Raw genomic sequence first — 12,683 nt, 5'->3', positions numbered from 1 at the left:
TCTATTGTACTATATAAATTCCTGTAAATAAAATTTAATTCCATTCTTATTTTAGCAGTTTTTTCTTTTTTATTTTATTTTTACATTTTCAATTACGTTTTAAAGTTCTATCTATGGTATACTCAAATCCTTAGGTATCGTTTAATTAAATCAATCATTTAGAGGTGGAACTGTTATGTTGCTCATCGGCAATCAAATTATTATTAATTTGGCACTAATTGTCAGCACCGTTTTAACTTGTTATTTCGTAGCATTAAAATTTTCTGGAAATAGTCGCATCTTCAATCAAATTGACCTCACCAATACGCCTTTCTGGGTTATTTTTTTATTTGGTTTTTTTATTGGTCTATCCAGTTTAATTCTGTCAAATAATGAGATTATGATTTTTAATAGTTTTAAAGTTGATATGCGTTATGTATTTATTTTTTTCTCTGTCATGTATGGGAGTATTCAGCTTGGAGAAATCACAACATGTGTGGTGGTCTTTGGAAAAACCTTACAATACCTTTTAAGTGGTACTGGCGGTTTGTCTTTTTATCTAAATAACATTTTATTAACGTTTTTATTACTCGCTGTTTGTATTTTAGCTAAAAAACAGCAATATTCCTGGAAAAAATCACTTATTGTTTTTTTAAGTTTTTTCATTATTTTACGAATTTTTATTTTTTCTTTTGTCTATGCCCCTCTCTTACAACCACAAAAACTCCTAAATCTATTTTTCTATTTCCTAATTTTCAGCAGCATTTTCCTTATTACTTACGTCATTATCAATATGGCTGTTTCCGTTACTAATACCATGAATCATTATAAAGCACGAGCTTCGACGGATCATTTAACCGGTCTGTACAATCGTCGTATTTTTAGTGCTGACTTAAGTGATACGTATATTTTAAGTAAAAAATCAAAACAAGCCTTTGCCCTTGGCATTCTTGATATTGATAATTTTAAAATGATTAATGACACGTATGGCCATCAAACAGGAGACCTAGTATTAAAGTATTTAGCAAAACAGATGAATGAAGTTACCCAAAGAAAAGATGTTTACATTTATCGCGTTGGGGGCGAAGAATTTGCGATTTTAACGAGTCTTTCAAAAAAAGAAACCACTCAAATCTTAGCAGAATTTCGTCAGCAATTAATTACTCATCCTTTTATTGAAAATGAGCTTCCTCTTCCTATTACGGTTTCCATTGGCATGACGGAATTTAATTATTTATCTGACACTGATTCCTATGAGGGCAGTGATATTCTATATGTTCGTGCGGACAAAGCTCTTTACGAAGCGAAACGGGCGGGAAAAGATAGATTAGTATGGTTTTAATCAAAAAAAGCCTACTCGAATCATAAATGATTCGAGTAGGCTTTTTCAAGTGAATTATTTTACGATTGAAATCGTTGCTACTGAACGTCCTAAGCTTAACGCTTCAGAAGGTGATCCAACTAAAATATCGATTTTATTTCCTTTGATAGCACCACCTGTATCACACACTTTAGCCATAAAGCTTTCGCCATTGCTTGTTGTAATTGATACAATTGTGTTTAATGGTAATACGCTTGGATCAGCTGCGATAATACGGTAACCATCAGCAGTTGTTGTTTGTCCGCCACGTACATCCGTACCATTCGCCGTAACGCCTGATTGTGAACCATCAAATGCAGTATAATAACTTGCATTAAATGTTCCTGCAGCAACACCTGTTGCTACCGGCGCTTGTGCGACAGTTGTTGCTTCAGTAGTAGTTTCTTCTACCACAGGAGTAGTTGCAACTGCAGGTGTTGAAGTAAGACTTCCACCGTTTATGATTAATTCAGAACCAATTTGTAAAGTTAATGGGTTAATGTTGTTGTTATTAGTGATTAAAGTTTGAACAGATACTCCTGTTTTTTCGCTAACATGAGATAAAGTATCATTCTTTTCGATTTGCCAGTTGCCATTAGGAAGTGCTGCTGCGTCTGCTTGATTTGCTGTTACATATAAACCTGTTACTGCCAAGCTTAATGCTGCTACCGTCGTTACTACTGTTTTCTTGAAATTCATTGAATAAATTCCTCCATCTATTATCTAGTTTCTAGTGTTGTTATTTTTTCGAGAAACATTTGCGTTGCTCGACTCCAATAAGATTAACGTATTCCTTGGGGCTTAAGGTTAACAATCCGTTACAACTCTATGACGACAGTTGATTAAAAGAGGGAATTCCAAACATAATCGTTATTAAACTGAATTTTCTGACAATTTATATATTCATTTTATTTGCATATTAACTAGTCTAAAGCCTTTCATTAAAGTACTTTTCTTATTTTTATTTTTCCATAAAATTTCAACTGTTTTTTTAATACCTTCTTTTTTTTATGTAATATTTTGATGAAAAAAAGAGGATTATTTTTTGAGAAAAATGAAATTCTCCTTTTACCTATAAAAACACTACCTAATATTACATTTATATTACAAAAATTTCGCATAAAAAAGCTATTTCTACTATTTTTCTAACGTTTATGATGATATTTCTAGCATATTTGGTAGGTTTCTATTTATACTATCGAATAAATAGCTCCTCTATTTTTTTTCAGTTATAATAGAAGGAAATGAAACGAAAGGATCGATTCACTTTGACTATTTTTATCGACGGCGACGCTTGTCCAGTCAAATCTATTATTATTGACGAAGGAACTAAACAACATTTTCAAATTACTATTGTCACTAGTATTTCTCATTTTTCAACCGTTCAACAACCACCTAATGTCAATACAATTTATGTAGACAACGGGGCTGAAGCTGCTGATTATCGGATTATGCAACTTGTAAAAAAAGACGATGTACTCATCACGCAAGACTACGGCTTAGCTTCATTGGCCTTAGCTAAAGGATGTATCGTTCTACACCATACCGGATTTCAATATACCATGGACAACATCGATCAGTTATTACAATCTCGTTATTTAAGTGCAATGGTTCGAAAAAGTGGCAAGCGAACCAAAGGACCTAAACCTTTTACAAAAGAAGATGCTTCGAATTTCAGAGAAAACTTCTTGGTTATTTTATCAAGACAATCAAATAACTAGTAACGTTATTGAATAGAGCGATTGGCTCCCCACTTTAAAACAAAGCAATTTTATTGTATGATTAGTTTACTTATCTTATGAGGAGTCAATTAAATGTTTACTATTTTTAAAGTTATCATCTCAGACTTTTCAATCTTAATAACTGCTTCTTATCTTTTTTCAAAGTTAACTAAAAAAGGTGTTAATTCTGAACTAAATTTTTTTAAGAAAATCCAATTTGGTATCTATAGTGGTATTACCGGAATTTTATTACTAGTTTTTTCAATCTTCTTTAATAATGAATTTATGATTGACTTGCGCCTAGTTCCAATTGTAATATGTAGTTTTTGGGTAGGAGGAATTTCTCCTTTTGTAGCCAGTGTCATTATTGGATCTGGTCGTTATTTTTATGATTTTTCTGATAAAGGTTTTCGTTTTTTTATTTTGTATCTCTTAATTGGCATTAGCCAAATTTTTATTAGTCATTTATTTAAAGAGTATTCTCCAGCTAAACGACTCTTCTTAATTTTTGCTACTATTCAAATACCTGTTATTTTAAACTTTCTTTCCTACTCAGGTAATTCTTGGGCTAATTGGCTGCTTATTCTTGCTTCGGTCAGCTACAATACCATTGGAATTATTCTGAACAATCAATTTTTAAAAGATATGGAAGATCGAAAAGTATCCTATCAAAAATTGGAAAAAGCTTCTACTATTGACTATTTAACTAAAATTCCAAATCGCTTTTCTTTTGATAATCAATTAAAAAAAGATTTAAGTGAACAAGAATCGACTATTTTATTTCTTTTAGATATTAATAACTTTAAAAAAATCAATGATCTCTATGGCCATGCGACTGGGGATGAAGTTTTAATTCATTTTTCAGCAATTTTAAATGAACATCCACAAATTAATAGTCGTATTTATCGTCTAGGTGGCGATGAGTTTGCGATTTTACTTCCCAAACGTGATCTTCACGCTTCAATTGAAGATTTTCGTTTCTTAATCAAATCATTGATACAAGAGAACCCTTATGTTGAAGAGGGGTATGAATTAATTCCTTTATCTACTTCAGTTGGAATCGGTGTATCTGATGTGGAAAGTAACAGCGGTTTGTTGTATATTTCTGCAGATAAAGACTTGTATCATGACAAAGCACAACATAAAATTTAATTGGAGGAATCGCTATGATTACGAATATTGGTCAAATAATGCTTTACGTTGAAGATCAAAAAGCAGTTGCTGAATTTTGGGTAAACAAAATTGGGTTTGTTATCTTAGCAGAGGAAAAAGCAGATAATGGCTTTTATTGGATTGAAATTGCGCCTACAAAAGAAGCAACCACAAGCTTAGTGCTACACAATAAGGAAATGATTGCAAAAATGCAACCTGAACTAAACTTAGCGACTCCTTCTCTACTATTTGATTCGTTTAATCTTGATGAGACCTATCAACAGTTTAAAGAAAAGGGTGTTACTGTAGGTGAGTTGGTTTCAATGCCTGGGCGCCGTGTGTTTAACTTTTCTGATAACGAAGGCAATTATTTTGCAATTCAAGAGACGTAAAAAAAGCTATTAAACATAAGAAATGTAAAATTTCTTTGTTTAATAGCTTTTTCTTTAGCTTATCAGCCTCATATAACTGTTTGGACTAGTTTGTTGCTGATAATAATTCAAATTTACTGTAATCTTGCATTTTTAAGTTTGCAACAAAATCAGCATTGCTTGAATCTACAGAAGCCGTTGCACCTTTATTAACAATAAATGATGAACCTTTGATATTCCATGTTGTTTGTACGGCACCTTGACGGTCGTAAACACGTACTCTACTTGGTTTATCAATTGCTACAGTTGTTTTCAATGATGTTTTTGTAAATAGTGGTGCTGCAAGATTAGTATTTTCAATCACAACTGATTTAGAACGATCAATGTTGAACGCTGTATCCGTTGCACTTGAAATGACGCCAGTTTTAGCTGCACCCACAACATTGAATGTTGCACCTCTAGAAAGGTTCACTTGTGATCCACCTTTTGGTAAAGTTAACGTTTGTTTTGTAGCACTTGTTGATTGGAAATCGACAACTGCTTTTGAACCTGCATTAATTTCTGCTACTTCGCCTTTAAGAGATTTTGTCATTGTTGCTACAGGACCTTCTGCTACAATTTTAACTGAAGCATTGTCTTCAACCATAATTTTATTGATGTAACCGCCAAATACAGGGTGAAGTTTGTTTTTTACTTCTAAATCAACAACTGCACCATTTTTTACAATTGCTTGTCCATCTGCTACTTTAAATTTGAAGGCAGCACGGTCATGTACACTGTTTGATGCCACACCTGTTACTTTAGAGTTTTCAGCAAAAACTACATTTTTTACCCAACCAATTTCATCTTCTGTATCAAATGAATTTTCGCCTTCGAATGTCAAAGTTCCTTTGTCTAATTGAACAAATGTTTCTCCATTAAAAACATTATCTTTTGACACGAAATCCCAGCCAAGACATCCTTTAAAGAATGTTCCTAATGAGCGTTTTGTTACACTAACATCTGCTCCTGTTAACGTAAATGTTGCTGAATTTTTTGAAGAAATTGCTGCTGAGATGTAATACTTGTTTAAATTGATGGTCACTCCTGGATTTGAATACATCTGAATATCACGCATTGGAACACCTGTAATTGCTCCTGTAAATTCAATATTATCTGCAACTTCAATTGCTGTAACTGAAGCATTTTTTAAAGCTGCTTTTAGTTCAGCAAAATTGGTTACAACTGTTGCGCCTTCAACTTTAACAACCTCTTCAGTTGCTACGCCCTCTGCTTGTGCTGCTTGTTGCGCTAACACTGCCCCTGCAGTTGTTGCTAGCATTGCAATCAATGCTACTTTTGTAAATCCTTTTCTCAAATGAATCTTTTTCACTACTATTCTCCCCTTTTCTTTGTATATTAAAGTACTTTGAAACCATAATATAACACGTATTTCTGAATTTGAATTTTAAATATTTGTTGGTTTTTAACAAAAAAAATAAAGCTCATTTTCATCGATTTACAGTTCTTCGATAAAATGACTTTATAAGACTCTTATTGGTTAACCTCTACCAACCTTTTCTTTTATTCTATAGTCAAATAAATAATAAGACCACTTAACACGACTAGTATAAATACAATAACTAGTAACTGCCGATAGAATTTTTTTGTTTCAGTTTGATAAGACTCATAGGTATAATGTGCAATTATTTTTTGGTTTTCACTCTTTTCTTCAATTTCGTATTCAATTGGGAGATTCTCGGAAAATACAGTATTTGATACTGTAAAAAAAGCGACGATTGCAAATACAGTCAGCCATTTCTTCATTTGTTCTCATTCCCATCCCTAATTCGTTTATTAGTTTCTTCCTTTTATTAAAGCATTCTAATTTTATTGTTTCAATAGAAGAAGGACGCTTTCCTTTTTCTGTTAATTCCCAATACTTAGGAAAAATAAAAAAACTTCAACCAACATGCTGTTGATTGAAGCTCATAAGTTAATTTAATCCATGTAATTTTTGATACAAGTCTTTTGCATAACTATCCGTCATCCCACAAATAAAGTCGGTAATCAGTAGCAGGCGCAAATACAGTTTAGTCGTATCATCTTGCCCTTCCGCATTTTTGAAGTAACAACCAATATAGTTATCTGAAATCAACGCCATTAATCGTTTGCTTTTCATTGTTTCCAAATGACTATTTTTGCTATCATAATAAATCGCTGCTGGTACAAACATATCTAATAGCGAGCTAATGATTTCACTTCCTGCTAACTCTGTTTCCAGTACTCCTTTATCTTGGTAAAGATACTTTCTTGATAACTGCTGTAAAATTTGAACAAGTTGTTTTGCTTCCGAAGCATCTATTAATGACTCATTAAAGGTACCTTCCATAATTTCAAAATAATGCTCATAAAAAACTTCCAATGAACGATTAATCAGTTGACCTCTTAGACTTGATGCAATCCACTGCTGACCAGTAAAACTGTCGTCATGATCCTTATAACGTTCGCTTCGCTTAATAAGTTCTTGGTGAACAGTAGCGGTCACTCTGTTAGGCTCTTCTACCGCTTCGAACTCTTCTAACATTTGAGCAACTGTTACGATTCCTTTTTTCATGCCGTCTTCTAAATCTGCATTTAAATATGCAATATCATCTGCTACTTCTAGCAAATAAGTTAATGGGTGTCTTTTACTTCTAGCACCTGTTGAATTCGTCACATCTTCAAACAATTCTTGATCTGCATAAAAATACCCCATTTTTTTACTTCTTATCTCTTTTTTAGAAATCTCTAACGAAGAAACTGGGTACTTCATAATACTGTTCAAGGTTGCATAGGTTAAATTCATACCATAATCATCGAATTGATAGTGCAACTTAGAAACTACTCGTAGCACTTGTGCATTCCCTTCAAAGTTGAAAAAATCTTGTTGCATTTGTGGCTCTAAAATATCTGAAATAAAATGATCTCCATAAGCTAATTGATCCATATTTAACTGGAACCATTCTCGAATTGATTCTTCACCAAAATGACCAAATGGCGGATTGCCCATATCATGCAATAAACCTGCACAAGATAGTACTTCCGGTATCTTTTCAGCATGTTCTTTTGTGAGTTCTGGATCTAACCCTGTTTCTAATAAGTGATAAGCTACCATACTTCCCATTGACTTCGCAATCGTTGAAACTTCTATTGAATGTGTTAATCGAGTCCGTATGAAATCACTTTTTTCTAAAGGGAATACTTGTGTTTTATCTTGCAATCGTCTAAATGAAGCACTCATTACAATTCGTTGATAATCATTTTCAAATGCGCTTCGCACATCTTTTGACTTTGCGTAATTGACGTTCGTTTTTCTACGACGCTCGTCATCTAATAGTTGATCCCAATTCATTTTCACTTGGTTCACTCCTTTTTCGCTCTCTTGAATTATATCATAATTTTTGTAAAAAAAAATAAAGCTTTTGGATGGGCAATACACAAGCGAATATAAATCATATTATTTAAAAAATCAGATATTTTTAAAAATGATTCTATTGTATTCAATTTGAATTTTCTAAATAACAGTAAAATTTAAATAACGACATTATTTATAAAACGTGTTATACTAATTTTTTAGAGGTTTCACAAGCATATTAAAAGGGCTCCCTATACTTATTTCATTCCTTATAAAGGCTCCACGTAGTCATTAGTCTTATCCAAAGTTTATTCTAGCAACATTTTCGAAAGGTGATTTTATGATTTATCTACTGTTCTTTTACCCTATTTTTATGAGTTTAATTTGGATTGTTTTTTCGATTGTTTTTTCAATCAAAAGGGAAGTTAGTTTTAAAAAGAAGACTACTTCTAAGCCATTTATATCTATTTTAATCCCTTGCTACAATGAGGAGGCACATATTGATAAGACGATCAATCAATTATTAACTACCATTGATTATCCAAACTACGAGATTATCACGATCAACGATGGCTCTTCTGACAATACATTGAAACATTTAATCAATTTAACGAATCAGTATCAAAATGTTCGTGTTTGTAATGTTGAAACCAATTTAGGAAAAGCACATGCATTGATTCAAGGGGCTATTTTTAGCAAAGCTGAATTTTTACTTTGTTTAGATGCTGATGCAACAGTTGATAAACATGCACTTCACGCAATGGTTCGAAATTTTTTAGGGAAATCGAATCAGGATGTTGGTGCTGTTACGGGAAATCCTATTGTCAAAAATCGAAAAACATTTATTGGAAAAATCCAAACCGTAGAATTTCTTTCAATTATTGGTCTTATTAAGCGAGCGCAATCAATTTTTGGTACGTTAAATACCGTTTCGGGTGTCTGTGTCATGTTTCGTAAAGGAGCATTGCTTGATGTTGGTTGGTGGGATCAAGAATGCATTACTGAAGATATTTCCATTACTTGGCGATTGCAGCGTAAACATTGGCGGATTCTATTTGAACCAGATGCCGTTTGTTGGATGCTTGTTCCAGAAAAACTAAGCAGCCTGTTTAAACAACGACTTCGTTGGTCTCAAGGTGGAATTGAAGTGCTATTGAAAAATGCGGATATCTTTTTAGGGCGTCAGTTTAATTTTGGTTTGATTGTGTTGTATTTAGAGCAACTTTCCAGCATTATTTGGTCGATTTTATGGTATAGCTTATTACCTGTTATTTTGGCAAAAGGGATTATTTTTCGAGATATTCAAATGATTACATTGATTTTAACTGTGATTATTACTGTATTCTCTATTTTTCAATACCTATTGTCGATTTTTATTAATTTGAAGTATGATTTTAAACTGTTAGGAACCTCTTTTTTTGCTATTTGGTACATTTTATTGTATTGGGTTATTAATCCGATTACGTTGCTAATCGCCATTCCGTACGGGATTCGAACGTACTTGAAAGGTGGACAAGCAGTTTGGGAAAGTCCTGACCGAGGAGGTGGAAATGGATGAAGAGTCGAAGAAGCTTGAGTTTTATTATGCAAGTTGGTAGCTCTGTCGCTCTTTATTGGGTGATTTTGAAGATTTGTAAAGTTCCTTTTGCTGTTTTTAATTACTATTTTATTGGAAAAAACAGTTACCTTACACAAGTACCCGCAATTAAGCTTGAGGATTTACTCTTTTCTGTTACAATTTTACAACTTATTTTTACTCTTATAAAATTTATTTTCTTTCTTGGATGCTACTTTCCATTAATGAATTTTATAAAACGGACATTCTTAAGTCCTAAAAAAAGACCGATGGTACCTACAACTAGTAACGCAGATATGGGGGCATTCTTTGCGAAATCACATACTTATTTTAGTACCATGAAACAACAAAAACGCTACACTATTCCTCAAAAGGACGAGCTGCCTAATGAGAAAATGCACGTATTAACTGAAAAAAAACAAGTAGCTTGATAACTACTATAGGGGAGTTTTATTTTATGAAAAAAAAGATTTTTGTTTTACTAATGTTAAGTCTATGCTTTATCCTTTCATTTGCTATTATTCGAAATTACGTAAATGCAATCGACCGCGATACGGTTGAAAAAAATTACCAAAACTACCAATTTTCAAAATTCATTGACGATATCAGCTTTAAAAACAACGAAATAAGTAAAGAGTATCGTTTATCAGACATGGTGAAATTACAATATACTTGGAGCCTAACTGACCAGAAAAAAGGAGATGAGTTAGTTTACACTATTCCTAAAGAAATGTATATTGTCAACGATTTAAATTTCAGTTTACTTACAAATAAGGGCGAAAAAATTGGTGAAATTTATTTATTTAGTGAAACAAATCAATTAAAAATCAAATTCACAGATCCTGATAACTTGATGGAAACTAAGAATAAAATGAAAGGAATTTTCTACTTTACCGTTAAGCTATCTCCTGAGTCTTGGAATAAAGTCAACGAAAAAACAATTGAATTTCCTATGGGAGAAAACGAAAAAAAATTAACAATTAAAATCAAAAAAGAAGATACTCCTCTTAAAAACGAGTTGATAAACGGTTGGGGCATGTACAATAAACAAGAAAAATTAGTCGATTGGAATCTTCGGATCAATTATGCTGAAAAAGTAATGCCCGACGCTTCGATTAAGATTATGATCGGCAACAAAAATGAAATTGATACTGATAGTTTCCAATTATTTGAAATTAAAAACAATGATTTAGTTAAAACATCCAAAGAAATCAAACAATCGGTTGTTGATGGTAAACTTATACTATCTATTAAAGACGTAACAAAACCTTATCTAATTGCTTTTAAAGCTAGCAACAGCACTAACCAAGCAACCTTATCTGCTACACTTTCAAATTATTCTAATCAACTTGCTGAAACTGGAGAATTAACTGCTTTTTATACGACCGGTGCTAGCATTTTAAACGACGCTTCATGAGTACATCTAAAATTATCAAAAGTTTTTTACTCTACGATTTTTATATTTTTGCTTCCTATGTATTAACAAAAAGCGTCTTCAACGAATTTTATACTGAATTCCCAAAAAACAATGTTTTCTTTTCATTGTTTTTTGGGATGGTTTTTACTAGCATCATTCTCTTAACCAATAAAAAATTAAATCCAATTCGAAAAAAATTATTCCCTGTTTTAATAGTAATTTATTTTTCTTTTCTACTATATAACAGTTTCTTTAGAGCTGATGAGCTTCTCCATAGATCCCTTCACCTAAGTGAGTGGCTAATTGAAACACTCTTTTTTATTCCACTTGGCGGTTTTTTTTATCGAGGAAACTCTATTTCTATTTTTATAAAAATGCTTTTTTTAATTTTTATTATGTTTCTAGGATGGGCTCTTCAATTTGAATTTTCAACCCTTCACTCTCTTTACTTGATACTCTTTGCACGTTTTTTAGGAATGGTAATTGGATATATTAGTACAAAATTAATTTCTGCCATAAATTGACTACCCTATGATTGGAGCTTATTGATGATATCTTCTATTCAACAACATCGCAATCGTAACCTCGATTTATTACGTATTCTTTCGATGTTTATGATTGTCTTGTTACACTCACAAACTTTCGGCATTTTCCATTATGGTTTGCCCTCAGGAATTCAGTTATTTACAGTGTATTTATTTCGAAATTTAGCCATTGTCGCTTCAAATTGTTATGTTTTAATCAGTGGCTACTTTTTAATAAAAAAAGGATTTAAACGTAAAAAAATAGCGTACTTTGCATTTGAAGTGAGCTTTTATTCAGCTTTTATTTATTTGATGATTGTTCTCTTTACGCCACTTACCTTTTCAATCCAAGATTTCTTTCATTGGATATTCGTTCTTTTTTGGGGAAATTACTGGTTTGCAACCTTATACCTTGTGTTGTATCTTCTTTCTCCTTTTTTAAATTTATTTTTAAATCAACTAACTCAAAAGCAATTTCAACAGGTATTAATAGGAAGCATTGCAATTTTTTCATTCTGGGCTACATTTTCTCACTTACCGATTTTAGGGATGAATGAAGGCTATAGTATCTCAAATTTCCTCTTACTTTATACTTTAGGCGCATATTTCCAATTGTATCAATTGCCTTTCAAATGGAAGTCTGGTTGGTATCTATTCCATTATTTTAATATTGCAGTAGGATTAACAGTGTATTTCTTTTTAATTGACTACAAAGATTGGATGATTGACTACCATTCCCCTTTTGTTTTACTTGCTTCCGTATTGCTTTTCCTTTTCTTTAAAGAAACTCATTTTAAGAAAACTTGGGGAAATAAAATAGTCCCTTTTATCTTTGGTATTTACTTAATTCACGAACATCCTTTGATTCGCACCCTTTTATGGGAAGAATGGATTCCTATTCATCAAATTATTCAACAACCATTAATGAATTTTATTTTATTAGGATTAAGTACGCTTATTTTTATTGTTTGCTTACTCCTTTCATTACCCCTTCATAAACTTAGTAAAAGGATATTTGAGATATTACTGACCAAATTAAATTAAAACCTGAACTCAATGCTGAATGCATTGAGTTTTTTTATTATTTTCTTTCACATTTCCTTTTTGAGATTATAATCTCAAAAAGAATTTAAATAGAAATTGTTTTTTTTTATTCACATTTAAGTTATTTGTCTTTCTTAAAGATAAATAATATCGATTTCCATAT

General features: G+C 32.0%; 12 protein-coding genes. 8 read left to right on the top strand and 4 right to left on the bottom strand.

The window, feature by feature from the left end:
- The first annotated feature begins 175 nt into the window (after nt 1-175).
- A complete protein-coding gene (locus AC07SW_RS11615; protein ID WP_119907283.1) occupies nt 176-1,321 on the top strand; it encodes a GGDEF domain-containing protein in 1,146 nt (381 codons plus the stop codon).
- A gap of 54 nt (nt 1,322-1,375) precedes the next feature.
- Here AC07SW_RS11615 and AC07SW_RS11610 read toward each other — a convergent pair whose 3' ends face one another.
- Nucleotides 1,376-2,038, bottom strand: a complete 663-nt coding sequence (locus tag AC07SW_RS11610) for a 3D domain-containing protein (protein ID WP_034573020.1) — start codon at nt 2,036-2,038, stop codon at nt 1,376-1,378.
- 569 nt (nt 2,039-2,607) lie between these two features.
- On the opposite strand from AC07SW_RS11610, the gene AC07SW_RS11605 reads away from it, so the two are divergent.
- The 3 genes from AC07SW_RS11605 (at nt 2,608) to AC07SW_RS11595 (ending at nt 4,604) form a co-directional block, all read left to right on the top strand.
- A complete protein-coding gene (locus tag AC07SW_RS11605; protein WP_119907284.1) occupies nt 2,608-3,060 on the top strand; it encodes a YaiI/YqxD family protein in 453 nt (150 codons plus the stop codon).
- Between the two features lie 93 nt (nt 3,061-3,153).
- Nucleotides 3,154-4,212, top strand: coding sequence for a GGDEF domain-containing protein (locus tag AC07SW_RS11600; protein ID WP_494632929.1), 1,059 nt, complete (start codon nt 3,154-3,156; stop codon nt 4,210-4,212).
- A gap of 14 nt (nt 4,213-4,226) precedes the next feature.
- On the top strand, nt 4,227-4,604 hold the full coding sequence (locus tag AC07SW_RS11595) for a VOC family protein (RefSeq protein ID WP_135018035.1): 378 nt from the start codon (nt 4,227-4,229) through the stop codon (nt 4,602-4,604).
- Nucleotides 4,605-4,689: 85 nt separating this feature from the next.
- Here AC07SW_RS11595 and AC07SW_RS11590 read toward each other — a convergent pair whose 3' ends face one another.
- The 3 genes from AC07SW_RS11590 to AC07SW_RS11580 form a co-directional block, all read right to left on the bottom strand.
- A complete protein-coding gene (locus tag AC07SW_RS11590; protein ID WP_485402578.1) occupies nt 4,690-5,955 on the bottom strand; it encodes a pectate lyase-like adhesive domain-containing protein in 1,266 nt (421 codons plus the stop codon).
- Between the two features lie 191 nt (nt 5,956-6,146).
- Entirely contained in the window at nt 6,147-6,389 is a 243-nt protein-coding gene (locus AC07SW_RS11585) for a hypothetical protein (RefSeq protein ID WP_034573010.1), read from the bottom strand.
- Between the two features lie 169 nt (nt 6,390-6,558).
- The gene (locus AC07SW_RS11580) at nt 6,559-7,956 is read right to left on the bottom strand and encodes a deoxyguanosinetriphosphate triphosphohydrolase (protein ID WP_034573919.1); all 1,398 of its coding nucleotides are present in this window, start codon (nt 7,954-7,956) and stop codon (nt 6,559-6,561) included.
- 343 nt (nt 7,957-8,299) lie between these two features.
- Between AC07SW_RS11580 and pgaC the strand changes: the two genes are divergently transcribed.
- The 4 genes from pgaC (at nt 8,300) to AC07SW_RS11560 (ending at nt 12,520) form a co-directional block, all read left to right on the top strand.
- Complete coding sequence (pgaC, locus tag AC07SW_RS11575; RefSeq protein WP_494632928.1) at nt 8,300-9,517, top strand: poly-beta-1,6-N-acetyl-D-glucosamine synthase; 1,218 nt, start codon at nt 8,300-8,302, stop codon at nt 9,515-9,517.
- Nucleotides 9,514-9,966 (top strand): hypothetical protein, encoded by a 453-nt coding sequence (locus AC07SW_RS11570; protein ID WP_034573004.1) that lies wholly within the window; start codon nt 9,514-9,516, stop codon nt 9,964-9,966. The genes pgaC and AC07SW_RS11570 overlap by 4 nt, the downstream gene beginning before the upstream one ends.
- A gap of 26 nt (nt 9,967-9,992) precedes the next feature.
- Nucleotides 9,993-10,952 (top strand): collagen binding domain-containing protein, encoded by a 960-nt coding sequence (locus AC07SW_RS11565; protein WP_463685254.1) that lies wholly within the window; start codon nt 9,993-9,995, stop codon nt 10,950-10,952.
- A gap of 548 nt (nt 10,953-11,500) precedes the next feature.
- A complete protein-coding gene (locus tag AC07SW_RS11560) occupies nt 11,501-12,520 on the top strand; it encodes an acyltransferase (protein WP_494632927.1) in 1,020 nt (339 codons plus the stop codon).
- Nucleotides 12,521-12,683 lie beyond the last annotated feature (163 nt).

The organism is Carnobacterium sp. GW821-FHT04C06, assembly GCF_059420345.1.
Note: the sequence above shows the minus strand (reverse complement) of the source record. Positions and strands in the feature narration are given on the sequence as shown.

Excerpts from the sequence above, each read along its gene's own strand:
- AC07SW_RS11615 (WP_119907283.1), top strand. The coding sequence starts at position 176 with ATGTTGCTCATCGGCAATCAAATTATTATTAATTTGGCACTAATTGTC.
- AC07SW_RS11610 (WP_034573020.1), bottom strand. The coding sequence starts at position 2,038 with ATGAATTTCAAGAAAACAGTAGTAACGACGGTAGCAGCATTAAGCTTG.
- AC07SW_RS11600 (WP_494632929.1), top strand. The coding sequence starts at position 3,154 with ATGTTTACTATTTTTAAAGTTATCATCTCAGACTTTTCAATCTTAATA.
- AC07SW_RS11595 (WP_135018035.1), top strand. The coding sequence starts at position 4,227 with ATGATTACGAATATTGGTCAAATAATGCTTTACGTTGAAGATCAAAAA.
- AC07SW_RS11585 (WP_034573010.1), bottom strand. The coding sequence starts at position 6,389 with ATGAAGAAATGGCTGACTGTATTTGCAATCGTCGCTTTTTTTACAGTA.
- AC07SW_RS11580 (WP_034573919.1), bottom strand. The coding sequence starts at position 7,956 with ATGAATTGGGATCAACTATTAGATGACGAGCGTCGTAGAAAAACGAAC.
- pgaC (WP_494632928.1), top strand. The coding sequence starts at position 8,300 with ATGATTTATCTACTGTTCTTTTACCCTATTTTTATGAGTTTAATTTGG.
- AC07SW_RS11570 (WP_034573004.1), top strand. The coding sequence starts at position 9,514 with ATGAAGAGTCGAAGAAGCTTGAGTTTTATTATGCAAGTTGGTAGCTCT.
- AC07SW_RS11565 (WP_463685254.1), top strand. The coding sequence starts at position 9,993 with ATGAAAAAAAAGATTTTTGTTTTACTAATGTTAAGTCTATGCTTTATC.
- AC07SW_RS11560 (WP_494632927.1), top strand. The coding sequence starts at position 11,501 with ATGATATCTTCTATTCAACAACATCGCAATCGTAACCTCGATTTATTA.